Below are 16,295 nucleotides of genomic sequence, written 5' to 3'. Positions count from 1 at the left end.
CCTCCCGGGACTCCGCCGCCGGTTCCGCCCCGGCCGCCGTCTCAGCCCCCTGCCGGCATACCGCCGATGCCGCTGCCTCCCCGTAAGGGAGCGCGGCTGGAACTCCGGGTCGAACGGCACATTCTGTGGGTCGCGTCGGCGGCCGTTCCGGTGCGGAACATCAGCTGGGTCGAGGTGTTCAGGCTGCGGCCCGCCTGGGGCAAGGTCGGCGCAATCCTGTTGCTTCTGGCGATTCTGGCATTCCCGCTCGCCGACCAGCTCGACCTCGCGGACGGGGGTGGCGGCCACGTCCCGGGCATCCTGCTCGCGATCGCCTTCTTCGCCGTCTGCGCCGTCCTGATCCGGTCGAGGAAACCGGTGCTCGTCGTCGAGCTGAACAGCGGCTCCCGGGTGCTGCTGACCATGCCGAGCATGGACGAACTGCGCGTGGTCGCCGGGCAGATCGTGTACGCGATCGACCACCCGGACTACGAGTTCACCGCCGTCCTCGAACAGCACAACACCACGAACAACTTCGGTTCCGTCGTCCACATGCACGGCGGGCGGGGAAACACGGGGATCAAACTCTGAGCGGGTGACGCCCCCTAGGCGTTCGAGATGACCAGCAGGGTGCGGGCGGCTGCCGGTCCCGGCAAGCGGCATCGGTGCGGGACTTCACCCCTGTGGTGGGCGCTCTGGCCGGCGCGCAGGAGCAGGGGTTCCTCGCCCTCGACTTCGAGGAGGATCTCGCCCTCCAGTACGTAGAGGAAGTCCTCGCCCGGGTGCTCGAACCAGCCTCGCTCACCCTGGCCGGGTGCGAAGTGGTGCTCGTACGCCTCCATCTGCGTGCTGCGTCCGCCGGGGATGAGGACGTGGGCGAACTGGCCCGTGGCCTCGTTCACGCGGATCACCTGCGGGTCGCTCTCGTGGCTGACCGCACCCGGCCGGTCGGGTGGCCGGAGGAAGGTTCCGGGGGTGACGTCCAGCGCTTCCGCGATCCGGTAGATCGAGCTGAGGCTGGGGGTCGCGAGGCCGCGTTCCAGCTGGCTGAGGAAGGGCTGGGAGAGGCCCGAGCGGGTGGCGAGGACGGCCATGGAGACTCCCCGCTGAGTGCGGCAGCTCCGGATCACCCGTCCGACCTCGATCGCCTCGGGTGTGGGTTCGGGGCGAGACATGCAGGTGAACGTACCTCATCGCCGATCACGGGCCGGAGGCTCCCGGGACGTTTCGCACTGCCGCAACACCACCTTCATAAACCTCGTCAATTATTGACCTCACTTATCAACGAGTGAGTGACCGACGAGGAGTCGTCCCGTGCACGCCACCCCTTCACCGCCCGGCAGGGCCTTCGGCCGACTGGGCCCGGCCCTGGGCGCGGCAGCCGCCGTACTGGCGCTCTGGTTCCTCCTCGCCCGGTCCGGTGCGGTGGCCCCGGGGCTACTGCCCACGCCCGGTGAGACCGCGGCCGCTCTCGCCGACAGCGCCCGCAGCGGGGTCCTGGCCTCCGACGTCGGCGCCAGCCTCGCCCGCGCCGGGCAGGGATTCGCGCTCGGCGCCCTGGTCGGCAGCGCTCTGGGCTTCGCCACCGGATACCTGCCGCGGCTGTCCGCGGCCGTCACCCCCGTGGTCTCCTTCCTGCGTCCGATCCCGGCCATCGCGCTGGTCCCGCTCGCGACCGCCTGGTTCGGCATCGGGGAGACCGCGAAGCGCCTGCTCATCGCGTACGCCGTGCTGCTGGCCGTCTGGCTGTACGTCCACGACGGGGTCTCCCGGGTGCCGGTGTCCCATCTGCGGGCGGCCCGCTCACTGGGTGCGCCGCTGCACCGCCGGTTCACGGAGGTACTCCTGCCCGCCGCCGCACCGGCGCTGCTCGCCGCGCTGCGCTACGGCGCCTCGGTCGCGCTGCTCGCCCTGGTGGCGGCGGAACTGGGCGGCGCGGACAGCGGGCTGGCGTACCGGCTCCAGGTGGACGGCCAGTTCCTGCGCGTGGACCGGATGTTCGCGGGGCTGCTCGTGCTCGGACTGCTCGGCGTGGCCGTCGACGCCCTCCTGGCCGCGGTCGGCCGCCGGTTCGTGCACTGGAGCGCCTCATGAGCCTGGACGTACGGCTGGAAGGGCTGTCGGTCCGCTACCAGGGAGCCGGACCGGTGCTGGAACGCACCGATCTGGAGCTTCCGGCGGGCTCGTTCACGGCACTGCTTGGCCCCAGCGGGTGCGGCAAGTCCACGATTCTCAACCTGGTGGCCGGATTCGTACGGCCCACCGAAGGGCGGGTGACGGCGGGTTCCGCTCCGGTGCGCGGGCCGGGCCCGGAGCGGGGTGTCGTCTTCCAGCACTACGCGCTCTTCCCGTGGCGCACCGCCCGCGGCAACGTGGAGTTCGCCCTCAAGCGACACGGTCTGCCGCGCGAGGAACGCCGACGACGGGCTCTCGCGGCGCTGGCCGAGGTGGGGCTCGCCGACGGTGCCGAGAAGTACCCGGCGCAGCTGTCCGGCGGCATGCAGCAACGCGTGGCGCTGGCCCGCGCCCTGGCGGCCGAGCCCGAAGTCCTGCTGATGGACGAGCCGTTCGGCGCCCTGGACGCGCTGACCCGGACCCGGATGCAGACCCTGCTGCGGGAGCTGTGGCAGCGCCGCGGCACCACCGTCCTGTTCGTCACGCACGACATCGACGAGGCGCTGGCCCTCGCGGAGCGGGTCGTCGTCCTCGGCGGCACTCCCGGGCGGGTCCTCGCCGACCAGGAGGTGCCCGCCGGCGCGCCGGACCCGGGGCTGCGCGCGCTGATCGCACGGCACCTCGGCTCCGACTGACGTCCACGACGACGTCCTCCGTCACCTCTGCCCCCTCCCTCACCTCTACCCCCTCCCTCACCCCTGCCACTCCCCCGTCCCGAAAGGACCCTTCCCATGCCCAGACCCCGCGTCGCAGCCGCCCTTCTGACAGCGGTCCTGCTCGGCGCCTTCACCTCCGCCTGCGCCGGTGGTGGATCCGGCCCCACGGCGGGCGGCCGCCCCGCCGTCCCCCTGGCCGCGAGCGACCACCTCGGCGGTGCGCCCGTCTACGTGGCCCAGGAGCGCGGTCTGTGGTCCGCCGAAGGCATCGACGCCACCGTGACCACCCAGCCCACCGGCCGGGACGCGCTGAACGCCGTACTCGGCGGCCAGGCGCAGCTGGGCGTCGTCGGTGACCTGCCCGCCGTCACGGCCGTTCTGGGCGGGCGGGACCTGCGGGTCGTCGCCGACCTGTCGCGGTTCTCCGACTGGCGCCTGCTGACCCGTACCGACCGGCGGATCACCGGCTTCGCCGCCCTGAAGGGCCGCAAGGTCGGAGTCCCGCAGGGCACCAACGTCGAGTACGCGCTCTCGCGGATGCTCGCCTCCGCACAGCTGACGGCCGCGGACGTGACCACGGTCAACCTCGCCCCGAACCAGGTCACTTCGGCGCTGGCACGTGGGGACATCGACGCCGGGCTCACCTTCCCCAGCTTCTACGACTCCGCCCGCACCGCCCTCGGCGACCGCTACGCCGAGCTCCGCTTCACCGGGTACACGGCCCGGACCCTGCTCGTCGCGGGTCCGAAGGCCACCGAGGAGACCACCACCGCCGTGCTCCGGTCGCTGCTGAAGGCCCAGCGGGAGATCGCCGCGAACCCGTCAGCCGCGCGAAAGGCCGTGCTCGCCCAGTCCAAGGGCGCGCTCCAGGCGGGCTACGTGGACGCCTTCCAGCCCCGCTACGTCTACGGCGCCACCCTCTCGCCCGAGCTGCTGGCCCAGTTGGAGCAGGAGGCCGCCTGGGCGAAGGCCACCCAGGGGCTGACGGGCTCCGCCGACCGCGCCGCGCTGCTCCGGCACCTGCACCCCGCGCCCCTGGCGGCAGCCGACCCGGGCGCCGTCACCGTCGCATCCCACTGAACCACAGAGCCACAGAGCCACAGAGCCGCACCCCCTACAGGAGATCCTCATGACCGTCGACCAGAACACCCTGCGCCGACGCGGAGTCGGCCTGACCGCCCATGACCCCGCCCTCAGTTACGGCGGCTACACCCTCTACACCCCCATCACCAGCGCCGGTGAGATCCACCTCGTCGACATCGAGGGCCGGCCCGTCCACGCCTGGCACTCCCCGCACCCGCCGGGCCGCCAGGCACAGCTCCTCCCGGGCGGAAACCTCTTCTACGCGGCCAAGGACACCAGCGGCCCGACCCTCTTCCCCATCTGGGACGTTTACCACGGCGGCATCTTCCAGGAGCTGGCCCCCGACTCCACCGTCCTGCGCGAGGTCCGGCACCCCTTCCACCACCACGACGCTTCGGTCCTGCGCAACGGCAACCTGCTCGTCACCGTCGTCGAACCGCTGTCCCCCGCCGACGCGGCCAGGGTCCGGGGCGGCATCCCCGGGTCCGAGGCACCGGGCGGGGTGATCTACGGGGACGTGGTGTACGAGCTGACCTGGGAGGGGGAGGAAGTGTGGCGCTGGGCCGCCATCGACCACCTCGACCCGGAGGAATTCCCGCTGAACGCCCACTTCGCCCGCGAGCACTGGCCCATGGCCAACACCGTCAACGAGAGCGCCGACGGCTCGATCGTCATCGGCTTCCGCAGCGCGTCCTCCGCCATCGCCGTCGACCGCGCCGACGGGTCCGTCCTGTGGCGGATCGGCCCCGACGTCCTGGCCCAGCAGCACCACCCGCACGAGCTGCCGGGCGGGAACATCCTGGTCTTCGACAACGGGACCTACCGCGACACCACTTCCGTGCCGTACTCGCGGGTGCTTGAGCTCGACCCGCGCACCGGCAAGGAGGTGTGGTCGTACGAGGACAACCCGCCGCAGAACTTCTACAGCCCCTACATGTCCAGCGCGCAGCGGCTTCCCAACGGCAACACCTTCATCGCCGAGGGCTCCTTCGGCCGGCTCTTCGAGGTGACCCCCGGCGGGGACGTGGTCTGGGAGTTCGTCGTCCCGCAGTTCCGGTCCTTCGGCGAGGGAGTGGGCCTGGAGTCGTCGGGCGGCGCCCAGAACTCCGTCTTCCGCGCCTACCGCTACTCCGCCGACCAGCTCCCCTGGCTGTAGGGAGACAGGCCGGGGCGGTGGCCGGACATCCGGCCACCGCCCCTCGTCCACCCGCGTTCACTCCCGTACGGGTCAGGCCTTGACGTTCACCCCCGCCCAGGCGGCGTCCACGGCGCGGACCTCGGCGCTGCCCGCGCCGTAGAGGTCGGCGGCCGCCTTCAGGGTGCCCTCGCGGGCGCCGTGGTAGTCGGTGGTGGAGGTGAAGTACGCGGTCAGCGCCTTGTACCAGATCTGCACGGCCTTGTCGCGGCCGATGCCGGTGACCGTGGAGCCGTCCACCGTCGGGCTGTCGTAGTGCACGCCGTTGATGTCCTTCGCGCCGCTGCCCTCGGACAGCAGGTAGAAGAAGTGGTTGGCGACACCGGACGAGTAGTGCACGTCGAGGTTGCCGACCCCGGCGCTCCAGTAGTCGGCCGAGCCTCGGCCGTCCTTGCTGGGCTTGTCCTGGTAGCGCAGCGGCTTGCCGTTGCCGAAGATGTCGATCTTCTCACCGAGCAGGTAGTCCCCCTGGTCCTGGGGGTTGTTCGCGTTCCACTCCACGGCGGTGCCGAAGATGTCGGAGGTGGCCTCGTTGAGGCCGCCGGACTCGCCGGAGTAGGTCAGGTTCGCGGTGGCGGAGGTGACGCCGTGGCTGAACTCGTGGCCGGCCACGTCGAGCTGGGTCAGCGGGTGCTGGTTGTTCGCGCCGTCGCCGTAGGTGATGGTGAAGGACCGGTCGTCCCAGAAGGCGTTCTGGTAGGCGTTGCCGTAGTGGACCCGGGAGACGGGGGACCGGCCGTCGTTCTTGATGCCGTTGCGGCGCAGGACGTCCTTGTAGAAGTCCCAGGTCTTGGCGGCGCCGTAGGCGGCGTCGACGGCGGCGGTCTGGTTGTGGCCGGGGGTGCCGTCGCCCCAGGTGTTGTCCGCGTCGGTGAAGAGGACGCCCTTGCCGCCCGTACGGTGCTGGAAGTCGAGGACCTTGGAGCCGCCGCGGACGGCGTCGACGAGGTCGAAGCCCTTGGACGACGTGGTCGTGTCGAGTGCGACCTTGCCGCTGTACTGGCTGGCGCCGGTGCCGATCGCGGCGGCCTGGGGGCTGCCGGGCTTGGCGGCCGTGGAGCCGCTGGTGGCGGTGACGCCCTGGGCTATGTCGTCGATCAGCTGCTGCTCGTACAGCTTCGCGCCGGTGTTCGCGTCGGTGACGACGCGCAGCAGGCTCGGGGTGACGCCGTCGTCCTGGGTGCCACTGACGAGGGTTTCGTAGGCGAGGACGGGCTTGCCGTCGGCGGCCCAGACGACCTCGCGGGGGGCGTCGTCGCTGGCGGCGTCCGTGGCGCGTGCGGCCTTGGCGGCCTTGACGGCGGCGGCCTCGGCGGCGGCCGGAGCGAGCTTCGGGGTGAGCGAGGCGACCTCGATGGCGGCCTTGACCGCCTTGGTGACGTCCTTGACGGCGCCGTCGGCGGCGCGGTGGACGACGAGGTCTCCGCCGAGGACCGGAAGGCCGGCGTAGGTGCGCTCGTAGCGGGTGTGGACCGTGCCGTCGGCGTCCTTGACGACGTCCTTGACGACCAGCTTCTCCTTGGCTCCGAGCCCGAGCGACGAGGCGGTGGCCGTGACGGATGCGCCGCCACGCGGCTCCGGAGCGGCACCCGCGGACGCGGTGGCGGCAGCGGCGGCGACCAGGGTGCCGGTGAGGACGACGGCGCCCGAGGTGAGGGCGAGGCGCCGCGCCACGCCGTGTGCGGGGGTAAGCGAAGACATGTGGTTTCTCCAGGGATGCGTGGGGAGTTGAGCGGGATCGCCGCCCACCCGTTCGAGGCGGATCGCCTTGATGGGCAGGTACATTCGCAGCTCGTCGCGCACATGTCACGGGCGACATCGGGTGGTTCACCTCGCTATCTACCGATTCACCACCGCCCTGTTCACCAGATGGACGAGCTCGCGACACACGACGACACGGCGGCACGGACTCCCGACACGCGAGCGCAAGGAACGCGAAGGGCGCACTCCCCGAAGAGCACGCCGAGGGGTTCGGGAGGGGATGCGGACTGTGATGCCCATCTCTCACGATCGGGGCGATTCGCGGCGATTTATGAGCACTTTCATGACGGCGACATGAACAGGGCAACACTCTGGACATTCAAGGCAATACCCGTGTTTGACCTTGGAATCTGCCGCGTTGCGACAGCATCGATCTTTCGATCTAATGCTCGATGTCCGGAACGGTCACCCCGTCTCCGGTGTGATCCAGGGCGTTCCCCCACCGTCGGCGCGCCCCGAACGAGCGGGAGTGCGGCAGCGTGTCAGCGGTATCGAAGGTGGACGCCTTCCGGCGCGACCGGGTCGGGATCGTCTCGTTCTGCGTCGTCGCGCTCTTCGCACTCCTCGCCCTCGCGGCGCCCCTGATCACCGCCCTGTACGGCAAGAACCCGACCGAGCACTACGGCCAGAACGGCGTCGGCCTGCTGAGCCCGGAAGGCCTCCCCCTGCTGCCCAACGGCGGCATCTCGGCCGAGCACTGGTTCGGCATCGAGCCCGGCCTCGGCCGCGACGTCCTCGCCCAACTCCTGTACGGCATCCGCACCTCGCTGCTGATCGCCGTCGTCTCGGCCGCCGTCGTCGCCGTCGTCGGCGTGGTCGTCGGGGTGGCCGTGGGCTATCTCAGCGGACTCGCCGACCGGGCGTTCACCTTCGTCTGCAACGTCCTGCTCGCCTTCCCGAGCCTGCTGTTCCTGCTCACGCTGGGCCCGGTCGTCCAGACCCGATTCGTCGCGCCCGACGAGAACGAACCCGCCTGGATGCAGTTCGCCGTTCTCGTCCTGGTCTTCTCCGCCTTCGGCTGGGTACCGCTCGCGATGGTGCTGCGCACGGTCGTACGGTCCCTGCGGGAGCGGGAGTTCGTCGAGGCGGCCCGGGCCCTCGGTGCGAGCCGGCGGCACATCGTGTTCCGCGAGCTGCTGCCGAACGTCTGGGCGCCGGTCCTCGTGCACATCACCCTCGTCGTGCCCGCGATCGTCACCACCGAGGCCGCGCTGTCCTTCCTCGGGGTCGGCGTCAACGAGCCCATCCCCGACTGGGGCCGCATGATCTCCCGGGGCGCCGACGTCCTCTACGACGACCCCACCTACATGGTCTTCCCCGGCGCCGCCCTCCTCGTCTTCGTCCTCGCCTTCAATCTCCTCGGCGACGCCGTGCGGGACGCGCTCGACCCGCACACCGTCCGCTGAGCGCCTCACACCCTTCTCTCACCCTCATCCGCAACACCGGCACCATCCAACGGAGTTCGTCATGCCCGCAATCACCCTGCGCACCGCAGCCGTACCGGTTCTCGCCACCACCACCGCCCTGCTGCTGTGCTCCTGCTCCGCGGGTGCGGGCGCGGGCGCGGGCACAGGCGCCGGCCAGGGGAAGGCCGCCACCGCCGCCAAGAGCGGACAGCGGCTGACCACCACCCTCGGCACCGCGAAGGACAGCCAGGGCCCCGCCCCGGAGATCCCCGGCGCCCGCAGGGGAGGCACCGTCACCGTCGCCAACCAGGCGGACTTCCCGCACCTCGACCCGCAGAAGATCTACGCCGGCGAGCGGTACAGCACCTCCCTGCTGTGGGGACGGCAGCTGACGCAGTACCAGATCGTCGACGGCAGGCCCCGGTTGGTCGGCGACCTCGCGACCGACACCGGCACGTCCTCCGACGGGGGCCGCACCTGGACGTACCGCCTGAAGGACGGCATCGCCTGGGAGGACGGCAAGCCCGTCACCGCGCAGCAGGTCAAGTACGGCATCGAGCGCACCTTCGCGCCCGGCTTCGAGGTCGGCCCCGCCTACTGGCAGCCGTGGCTCACCGGCACCAAGGACCTCACCGAGGCGGTGAAGAAGTACGGCGGCCCCAAGAAGGACGGTGATCTCAAGGCGATCGAGACGCCCGACGACAAGACCATCGTCTTCCACTTCCCCCAGCCGCAGTCCGACGTGCCGTACATGGCCGCCCAGTCCTCCTCCTCGCCGGTCCGCGAGGACAAGGACACGGGCACCGGCTACGACCTGAAGCCCTTCGCCACCGGGCCGTACAAGATCGTCGAGCACAAGCAGAACCAGAGCCTCACCCTGGAGCGCAACCCGTACTGGAAGCCGGAGACGGACTCGATCCGGCACGCCTACCCGGACCGCTTCGCGTTCACCTTCGGCAAGGAGGCCCTCAACACCGCGCAGGAGGTGTTCGCCGGGCAGGGCGCCGGGGCGACCACGCTCACCACCAAGGACCTCCTTCCGCCGGAGCTGATCTCGACGGTCGAACGCGACCCCGCCAAGCGCGCGTTGGTCGTCTCCGGCAGCAAGGGCGCCTACACCCAGGACCTGTACATCAGGAACGACCGGGTCACCGACCCCGAGGTCCGCAAGGCCATCCACTACCTCTTCCCGCGCAAGCAGGCCCGCCAGGTCCTCGGCGGCCGCTACGCCGGAGACATCGCCACCACCCTCTCCTCGCCGGCCGTCGTCGGCTGGAAGAAGTACGACCTCTACCCCGTCGCCCCCACCGGCGACATCGCCAAGGCCAAGGAACACCTGGCCCGGGCGAAGACGAAGGTCACCCGGCTGACGTACGCGTACCCCACCGACAGCCCGGCGGACGACCAGGTCGCGCAGGTCCTCGCCGACGCCTTCGCCAAGGCCGGGATCACGCTCGTGCTCAAGGGCCTCCAGCCCGGCGCGTTCAACGACCAGGTCTTCGGCGGCGAGGACAGCCCGTACGACCTGTTCCTCTCCACCAACTCCGTGGACTGGCCCACCCCTTCGACCCTCCTCCCCCTCGGCTACGAGAGCCACCTGGACGCGGTGTCCAACCCCATCCGCTACGCCAACCCGCGGGTGGACGAGGAGCTCGCCCGCATCGCGAAGATCGGTGACGCCCGGAAGAAGGCCGACGAGCTGATCGCCCTGGAGCAGACGGTCATGAAGGACGTCCCCCTGGTGCCCTTCCTCTACAAGAGCGTCTCCCAGTTCCGCGGCGAGCGGATCGGCGGCGCCGCCACCCACCCGATCTACGGCGTCACGGCCCTGGCCGACGTGTACGTCAAGAACTCCTGACCTCCACGACCATGATCCGATACCTCCTCAAGAGGGTCGCGCAGGCCGTGGCGGTGCTCTTCGCGATCACCGCCACGGCCTTCGGGCTCTTCCACGCCGCCCCCGCCGACCCGGCCCTCGTCGCCTGCGGCCCCAGGTGCACCTCCGCACAGCTCACGGCCGTCCGTACGAGCATGGGGCTCGACCGGCCGATCGTCTCCCAGTTCACCGACTACGTCGGCGGCATCGTCGCCGGCCGCACCATCGCGGACGTCGACGGCACCCCGATCCCCTGCCCGGCCCCCTGCCTCGGCTACTCGTACACCCTCCACCAGCCCGTGCTGACCGCCATCGAGGACCGCCTCCCGGTGACCGTCTCGATCGCGGTCGGCGCCCTCGCCGTGATCCTGGTCCTCGGCGTGGGCTCGGGCCTCGCGGCGGCGCTGCGCAGGGGCAGGGCGACCGACCGCCTGCTGTCCGGCTTCAACCTGCTGGGCGCCAGCGTCCAGATCTCCTTCCTCGGCTACGTGGTCCTGTTCCTGCTCGTCTACTCCACGGGCCTGCTGCCGCCCCCGCGTTACGTCTCCTTCGCCGACCGGCCCGGCCAGTGGGCCCTCGGCATGATCCTGCCGTGGCTGGTCCTCGGCTTCGTCAACGCCGCCGTCTACGCCCGGCTGACCCGCTCGCAGATGCTGGAGACCATGCATCACGGGTACGTCCGCACGGCGCGCGCCAAGGGCCTGGGCACCCTGCGCACCCACCTCAGGTACACGGCGCGCGGGGCGGCCGGCCCGCTGGTGCAGCTGCTCGGCCTGGAGGTCGGGGCGCTGCTCGGCGGCGCGTTCATCACGGAGACCGTGTTCGGTCTCGGCGGTGTCGGGAAGCTGGCCGTGGACGCGGTGACCGGCAACGACCTGCCCACGGTCGTCGGCACCGTCCTCGTCGCCGCCTTCTTCGTCGTCGTGTTCGTGGCCGTGGCCGACCTGGTGGTGGCCTGGCTTGACCCCCGAGTGAGGCTCGCGTGAACGACCGCCCCGCACTGAGCGTCCGCGATCTCGCGGTCACCTTCCGCACCGCGCGCGGACCGGTCTCCGCCGTCCGTGACATCTCCTTCGACGTGGCCCCCGGCGAAGTCCTCGGTCTCGTCGGGGAGTCGGGCTCGGGCAAGTCCACGATCGGCCTGGCCGCCCTGGCCCTCCACGACCCGGCGCGCACCCGCGTCGAGGGCCTCATTCGGCTCGGCGGTGACGGCCTCGACCTCGTGAGCGCACCGGAAGCGGTCCTCAAGACGGTCAGGGGCTCCCGTGTCGCGATGGTCTTCCAGGACGCCCTGGACGCGCTGTCGCCGTTCCACACCATCGGCGCCCAGGTCGCGGAGGCGTACCGCGTGCATCACCCGAGGGCCGGTCGCGGGGAGGCGAGGGAACGGGCCGCGGCGATGCTGGAACGGGTGGGCATCCCGGCCGCCCGCGCCTCGGACCACCCCCACCACCTCTCGGGCGGCATGCGCCAGCGCGTCGTCATCGCCATGGCGCTGGTCAACGACCCGGGCGTCCTGATCGCCGACGAACCCACCACCGCGCTGGACGCCCGCGTCCAGCACCAGGTCCTGGAGCTGATCCGCGAACTCCAGTCGGAGGCCGGGACGGCCATGGTCCTCATCACGCACGACGTGGGCGTGGTGGCGAGGACGTGCGACCGCATGCTGGTGATGCGCGACGGCGAGGCGCTCGAAGAGGGCCCCACCGAGCGCCTCCTGACCTCCCCCGCCCATCCCTACACGAAGGCCCTCATCGGAGCGGCACCCACCCGGGACACCGTCCCCGGCACGCGCCTTCCCACGGTCGACGACCCGGAGCCGAGGCCGCGCGCCGGCGCCCGCCCCCGTACCGCCCCCGACCCGGCCTCCGTCTCCGCCTCCACCTCGACCTCCGTCTCAGGAGTCCTGGCCGAAGTACGGGACCTGCGCGTGGGCTACCCCGGCCGCCGGCGCGCCCGCCCGCACACCGCGGTGAACGGTGTGAGCCTCCACGTGGCGCACGGGGAGACCCTCGGCCTGGTGGGCGAGTCCGGCTCGGGCAAGTCCACCATCGCGCGGGCCATGACCGGCCTGCGCCGTCCCACGAGCGGGGAGGTCCGCTTCGACGGCCGGGACGTCTCCCGGGCCGCGACGGACACGCGGCTGCGCCGGGAGCTGAGCCGGGACGTCCAGCTGGTCTTCCAGGACCCGTACGCGTCCCTGAACCCTCGCCACACGGTGGAGCAGATCGTCACCACGCCCCTGCGCATCCACACGGACCTGGACCGCGCGGCACGCCGGGAGCGGGCGGCGGAACTCCTCGAACAGGTGGGGCTGTCCCCGACGCACCTCTCGCGCCACCCGCACGAGTTCTCCGGCGGTCAGCGCCAGCGCATCGGCATCGCCCGCGCGCTGGCCGTGCGGCCGCGTCTGGTCATCGCCGACGAGCCGGTGTCCGCGCTGGACGTGTCGGTCCAGGCGCAGGTCCTGAACCTCCTGATGGACCTGCGCGAGGAGCTCGGCCTGTCGCTGCTCTTCATCTCCCACGACCTGACGGTCGTGCGGCACTTCTGCGACCGCGTCGCCGTCCTGAACCAGGGCGAGCTGGTGGAGGTGGGACCGAGGGACACCGTCTTCGACGCGCCGTCCGCCCCGTACACGAGGGAACTTCTGGACGCCTTCCCGCACCACCTCCCGGCCGGGGTCGGCCTGCCCCCGCAGCCCGTGTCCTGAAGGTCCTGAAGGTCAGTCCGTACGGGCGTTCTCGACCGTGCAGGTGAGGGAGTGCGCGGCGCACCAGTGGGTGCGTCCGCCGACCAGGCGGAGCTGGAGGTCGGCGTCGGCCATGCCCGCGCGGTCGAGAGCGGCGCGGAGGGCCGTGGGGGCGGGCTGGGGCGGGAGGCCGAGGACGCCGACGAGGACGACGCCGTTGCGGGCGTCGACGGAGGCGATCTGCCAGGCGCCCGCCTCAGCCCAGCGGTCGGCGACGGGGCGGGCGTCGGCGGCGAGGGAGCGGTCGTGGGCGACGGAGATCGTGCCGGTGGTGAGGGGGACCGCGACGAGGAGGACGACGGCCCCGACCGCGACGAGGGTCCTGCCGTGGAACTCGCCCACGGTGAGACCCGCCTCGCGGGCCGCGTCCCGGACGCGGTAGGCGAGGAAGACGAGGGTGCCGGTCGCGACGATGGCGGCCACGTTGGTGGCGAAGAGGAGCGCCGACTGTCCGGCGTCGTGGTAGCGGCCCACCGTGACGAGCAGCCCGGTGACGGCCAGCGGCGGGACGAGGGAGATCGCGATGGCGACGCCGGGCAGGGTGTCGGAGATGTCGGTACGGACCAGGGCGAAGGCGCCGACGGTTCCCGTGGCCAGCGCGGCGAGCAGGTCGATCAGGCGCGGGCTGATGCGGGAGGACACCTGACTGTTGTTGGCGAAGGCGTCCGGCGGCGAGACGATCCAGCCGAGCAGCATCCCGATGCACACCACGGCCACCGCGCCGCCGATCACGAGCAGCGCGCTGCGGGTGACGTGGGCGCGGTCCGCCAGGACGAGGGACAGCGCGGTGCCGAGGATCGGCGTCATGAGCGGGGCCACGATCATCGCGCCGATGACCGTGGCCGTGGAGTCGCCCACGACGCCGGCGCCCGCGATCACCGAGGCCAGCACGAGCAGCACCCAGAACCGCGACGAGCTGGGGCTCCGCCAGTCGCGCTCGATGAACAGGGAGTCGGCCATCCGCCGGGCCGCGTCGGCGTCGACGCCTCGCGCTCGGGAGCGCCCTCCGGCCGCCTGGACGGTGTGACCGTCGGTCATGGCGCGACCCCTCCCTGTTGCCCGTTTCAGGAAGTATCAGGCGATTAGCCCTCCTGTGCGAGTCGAGGCCGGCTCCGCGGGAGCCCCGTCAGCCGACCCGCAGGCCGACCGCCAGCGTCAGTTCGAGGACCCGGTGGGGCGACGCGAGGTCCGGGAACAGCTCCCGCAGCTGCGACATCCGGTAGCGGACGGTCTGGGGATGGACGAACAGCGCCGCCGCCACCTCGTCCCGCCTGCCCTGGTGGAGCAGCCACGCCCGCAACGTCTCCTCCAGCCGCCGCGCGGTCGCGGCGGGCAAGGTCCGCAACGACGCGAGGGCCCGGGCCCGTAGATCCGCGAACGCGTCCACGTCGGCGCTCAGCACCAGCTCGGGCAGGTGGTCCTCGGTGTCGCGGATGTCGGCGGAGAGGGAGCGCGCGCGGGCGGCTCGCTCGTACGAGGCGGACGCACGGGTCCACGGCCGGGCCGGGCCGACCACGGCGGTGCGGTCGGCCAGCTGCCGCAGGAGATGTGGCCGGTCGGCGTCGGGGACGAGCAGCACACCGAGGTCGTCCGGCAGATCGTCGAGGACGAGGGTGCTCGGGTCGAGCGCGCGGTACGCGGGCCGGGCCTGGGCGGCGGGCAGCAGGACGGCGGTCAGCGAGGCGGGAGGCTGCCACCCGGCCCGTTGCACGGAGGCAAGCAGCACGTCCGTGCTCGCGCCGGCGAGGAGGTCACGGGCCAGGTGTTCCAGGTGACGCTCGTGCTCCCGGCCCCGGGCGGCGAGCTCGTCGGCGTGACCCGCGGCGCTCGCCGCGGAGAGCTCGTCGATGTAGGCGAAGGTCAGCTCGGCGAACTTGGCGACCTCGGCGGCGGGCAGACCCGCGGGTACGGCACCCGCCGCCAGACACCGCCAGGCCACCCGTGCGCCGACGCGGTAGGCGCTGAGCAGGGCGTCCATCGAACGCCCGTCGCGCACCTCGCCGCGGCCCAGCTCGTAGGCCGCGTCACCGGCGTCGCCGCCGGTGGCCCGCCCGCTCGCGAGGTCCAGGTAGTGGCCCAGGGCGGTGCGGACGGCTCGGCGGATGGTGACACCCATACGGCCCGAAAGGGCGTTGGCGTACGGAGGGACCTCGTCGATGATGGCCTGGACGACCTCGTCGGCGGTGGTCGTCAGCGCGGCCCGGAGTGCGGCGACCGTCGCCTGGTCAAGGGCCAGATCGGTGACCCTCCGGATCGGATAGCTCATGCTTTGTTCCCTGCGAACAATTCGGCCGGTCAAATTTACGTCTTTCGGTCAGGACTTTACGCCGTGAAGCGCATCAAGCTGGGGACATGACGAGTGCAGCCCTCCGCAGTAGGGCGTGGAAACTGCTGGAGATGGTCACGACGCCGCTGCTGCCGTCGGACTACCTCGACCTGGTCAGCCCCCTGCGCGCGGGAGCCGACCTGCGGGGGCGCATCGAGGCCGTGCACCCCGAGACGGGTGACGCGGCGACCATCGTGATCAGGCCCGGGAAGGGCTGGCGCGGCCACACGGCCGGTCAGTACGTGCGGATCGGGGTCGACGTCGACGGGAGGCGCCTGTGGCGCGCCTACTCCCTCACCTCGCCGCCGGACCGCCGCGACGGCCGTGTCACGATCACCGTGAAGGCGATCCCGGACGGCAAGGTCAGCAACCACCTGGTCCGCAGGGCCAGGCCGGGCACCCTGGTCCAGCTCGACCAGGCGACCGGCGACTTCGTCCTGTCGGCGCCCACGCCCGCCAAGGTGCTCTACCTGACCGCAGGCAGCGGCATCACGCCGGTGATGGGCATGCTGCGTGACAGCGCGTTCGACGACGTCGTCATGGTCCACAGCGCGCCGCGCCCACGAGACGTGATCTTCCGCGAGGAACTGCACGGCCTGGTCGCGGCCGGGAAGCTGCGGCTCACCGAGGTGCACACCGACACGGACGGCGTCCTCGACATCGCCCGTCTCGACGAGCTGGTACCCGACTGGGCCGAGCGCGAGACCTGGGCCTGCGGGCCCGCGGGCCTGCTCGACGCCGCCGAGGAGCTCTGGCGCGGACACGGCGTCGAAGAGCGCCTGCACACCGAACGCTTCCGCCCCGGTGTCGTCGTCGCCGGTGACGGCGGCGAGGTCACGTTCAGCGCCACCGGCAGGACCGTCGAGGCGGACGGCGCCACCCCCTTGCTCGATGTCGGCGAGGAGGCCGGCGTGCTCATGCCGTCCGGGTGCCGCATGGGCATCTGCTTCGGCTGCGTCACCCCCCTCAAGGCGGGCGCCGTCCGCGACCTGCGCACCGGCGAGATCACCGAGGCCGAGCCCGGCGTCCTCATCCAGACCTGCGTGTCCGCCGCGGCGGGCCCCTGCGACATCGAACGGTAGGAGC

The 16,295-nt window shown here is 71.8% G+C and carries 14 protein-coding genes; 10 read left to right on the top strand and 4 right to left on the bottom strand.

All coding sequences use genetic code 11. From position 1 onward, the window contains the following. The first annotated feature begins 66 nt into the window (after positions 1-66). Positions 67-570, top strand: a complete 504-nt coding sequence (locus ACFC0Z_RS01875) for a DUF6232 family protein (protein ID WP_376431677.1) — start codon at positions 67-69, stop codon at positions 568-570. Between the two features lie 14 nt (positions 571-584). Here the strand turns inward: ACFC0Z_RS01875 and ACFC0Z_RS01870 are convergent, their stop codons facing one another. Then, positions 585-1,154, bottom strand: a complete 570-nt coding sequence (locus ACFC0Z_RS01870) for a helix-turn-helix domain-containing protein (protein WP_376431675.1) — start codon at positions 1,152-1,154, stop codon at positions 585-587. A gap of 139 nt (positions 1,155-1,293) precedes the next feature. Between ACFC0Z_RS01870 and ACFC0Z_RS01865 the strand changes: the two genes are divergently transcribed. The 4 genes from ACFC0Z_RS01865 (at position 1,294) to ACFC0Z_RS01850 (ending at position 5,049) form a co-directional block, all read left to right on the top strand. After that, positions 1,294-2,073 (top strand): ABC transporter permease, encoded by a 780-nt coding sequence (locus ACFC0Z_RS01865; RefSeq protein ID WP_376431673.1) that lies wholly within the window; start codon positions 1,294-1,296, stop codon positions 2,071-2,073. After that, positions 2,070-2,789 carry an ABC transporter ATP-binding protein gene (locus ACFC0Z_RS01860; RefSeq protein WP_376431671.1) on the top strand — a complete coding sequence of 240 codons (720 nt, stop codon included), beginning with the start codon at positions 2,070-2,072 and terminating at the stop codon, positions 2,787-2,789. Before ACFC0Z_RS01865 ends, ACFC0Z_RS01860 begins: the two co-directional genes overlap by 4 nt. Before the next feature lie 96 nt (positions 2,790-2,885). Continuing rightward, positions 2,886-3,890 carry an ABC transporter substrate-binding protein gene (locus tag ACFC0Z_RS01855; protein WP_376431669.1) on the top strand — a complete coding sequence of 335 codons (1,005 nt, stop codon included), beginning with the start codon at positions 2,886-2,888 and terminating at the stop codon, positions 3,888-3,890. Positions 3,891-3,939: 49 nt separating this feature from the next. Continuing rightward, the gene (locus ACFC0Z_RS01850; protein WP_376431667.1) at positions 3,940-5,049 is read left to right on the top strand and encodes an aryl-sulfate sulfotransferase; all 1,110 of its coding nucleotides are present in this window, start codon (positions 3,940-3,942) and stop codon (positions 5,047-5,049) included. 72 nt (positions 5,050-5,121) lie between these two features. Here the strand turns inward: ACFC0Z_RS01850 and ACFC0Z_RS01845 are convergent, their stop codons facing one another. After that, positions 5,122-6,789 (bottom strand): M4 family metallopeptidase, encoded by a 1,668-nt coding sequence (locus ACFC0Z_RS01845; protein ID WP_376431665.1) that lies wholly within the window; start codon positions 6,787-6,789, stop codon positions 5,122-5,124. A 539-nt stretch (positions 6,790-7,328) separates the two neighbouring features. On the opposite strand from ACFC0Z_RS01845, the gene ACFC0Z_RS01840 reads away from it, so the two are divergent. The 4 genes from ACFC0Z_RS01840 to ACFC0Z_RS01825 all read left to right on the top strand — a co-directional run bounded on the left by ACFC0Z_RS01840 (position 7,329) and on the right by ACFC0Z_RS01825 (position 12,844). After that, the gene (locus ACFC0Z_RS01840) at positions 7,329-8,255 is read left to right on the top strand and encodes an ABC transporter permease (protein WP_376431663.1); all 927 of its coding nucleotides are present in this window, start codon (positions 7,329-7,331) and stop codon (positions 8,253-8,255) included. A 61-nt stretch (positions 8,256-8,316) separates the two neighbouring features. Then, entirely contained in the window at positions 8,317-10,113 is a 1,797-nt protein-coding gene (locus tag ACFC0Z_RS01835) for an ABC transporter substrate-binding protein (RefSeq protein WP_376431661.1), read from the top strand. An 11-nt stretch (positions 10,114-10,124) separates the two neighbouring features. After that, positions 10,125-11,117: an ABC transporter permease gene (locus ACFC0Z_RS01830; RefSeq protein ID WP_376431659.1), complete on the top strand. Its 993-nt coding sequence runs from the start codon at positions 10,125-10,127 to the stop codon at positions 11,115-11,117. Then, the gene (locus tag ACFC0Z_RS01825) at positions 11,114-12,844 is read left to right on the top strand and encodes a dipeptide ABC transporter ATP-binding protein (RefSeq protein WP_376431657.1); all 1,731 of its coding nucleotides are present in this window, start codon (positions 11,114-11,116) and stop codon (positions 12,842-12,844) included. The genes ACFC0Z_RS01830 and ACFC0Z_RS01825 overlap by 4 nt, the downstream gene beginning before the upstream one ends. A gap of 12 nt (positions 12,845-12,856) precedes the next feature. Here ACFC0Z_RS01825 and ACFC0Z_RS01820 read toward each other — a convergent pair whose 3' ends face one another. Next, positions 12,857-13,921, bottom strand: a complete 1,065-nt coding sequence (locus ACFC0Z_RS01820; RefSeq protein WP_376431655.1) for a DUF389 domain-containing protein — start codon at positions 13,919-13,921, stop codon at positions 12,857-12,859. An 88-nt stretch (positions 13,922-14,009) separates the two neighbouring features. Then, positions 14,010-15,149, bottom strand: a complete 1,140-nt coding sequence (locus tag ACFC0Z_RS01815; protein WP_376431653.1) for a PucR family transcriptional regulator — start codon at positions 15,147-15,149, stop codon at positions 14,010-14,012. A 131-nt stretch (positions 15,150-15,280) separates the two neighbouring features. Here ACFC0Z_RS01815 and ACFC0Z_RS01810 point away from each other — a divergent pair, with 131 nt between their 5' ends. After that, a complete protein-coding gene (locus ACFC0Z_RS01810; protein ID WP_376431652.1) occupies positions 15,281-16,291 on the top strand; it encodes a ferredoxin reductase in 1,011 nt (336 codons plus the stop codon). The last annotated feature ends 4 nt before the right edge of the window (positions 16,292-16,295 follow it).

Source organism: Streptomyces sp. NPDC056144 (genome assembly GCF_042264145.1).
In the GTDB taxonomy this organism is placed as follows: domain Bacteria; phylum Actinomycetota; class Actinomycetes; order Streptomycetales; family Streptomycetaceae; genus Streptomyces.
This window is presented reverse-complemented; position numbering and strand designations above follow the sequence as displayed.

What these genes read in the sequence shown, in the direction of transcription:
- ACFC0Z_RS01875 (WP_376431677.1), top strand. Translation starts at nt 67, where the DNA reads ATGCCGCTGCCTCCCCGTAAGGGAGCGCGGCTGGAACTCCGGGTCGAA.
- ACFC0Z_RS01845 (WP_376431665.1), bottom strand. Translation starts at nt 6,789, where the DNA reads ATGTCTTCGCTTACCCCCGCACACGGCGTGGCGCGGCGCCTCGCCCTC.
- ACFC0Z_RS01870 (WP_376431675.1), bottom strand. Translation starts at nt 1,154, where the DNA reads ATGTCTCGCCCCGAACCCACACCCGAGGCGATCGAGGTCGGACGGGTG.
- ACFC0Z_RS01860 (WP_376431671.1), top strand. Translation starts at nt 2,070, where the DNA reads ATGAGCCTGGACGTACGGCTGGAAGGGCTGTCGGTCCGCTACCAGGGA.
- ACFC0Z_RS01820 (WP_376431655.1), bottom strand. Translation starts at nt 13,921, where the DNA reads ATGACCGACGGTCACACCGTCCAGGCGGCCGGAGGGCGCTCCCGAGCG.
- ACFC0Z_RS01815 (WP_376431653.1), bottom strand. Translation starts at nt 15,149, where the DNA reads ATGAGCTATCCGATCCGGAGGGTCACCGATCTGGCCCTTGACCAGGCG.
- ACFC0Z_RS01810 (WP_376431652.1), top strand. Translation starts at nt 15,281, where the DNA reads ATGGTCACGACGCCGCTGCTGCCGTCGGACTACCTCGACCTGGTCAGC.
- ACFC0Z_RS01830 (WP_376431659.1), top strand. Translation starts at nt 10,125, where the DNA reads ATGATCCGATACCTCCTCAAGAGGGTCGCGCAGGCCGTGGCGGTGCTC.
- ACFC0Z_RS01855 (WP_376431669.1), top strand. Translation starts at nt 2,886, where the DNA reads ATGCCCAGACCCCGCGTCGCAGCCGCCCTTCTGACAGCGGTCCTGCTC.
- ACFC0Z_RS01850 (WP_376431667.1), top strand. Translation starts at nt 3,940, where the DNA reads ATGACCGTCGACCAGAACACCCTGCGCCGACGCGGAGTCGGCCTGACC.
- ACFC0Z_RS01835 (WP_376431661.1), top strand. Translation starts at nt 8,317, where the DNA reads ATGCCCGCAATCACCCTGCGCACCGCAGCCGTACCGGTTCTCGCCACC.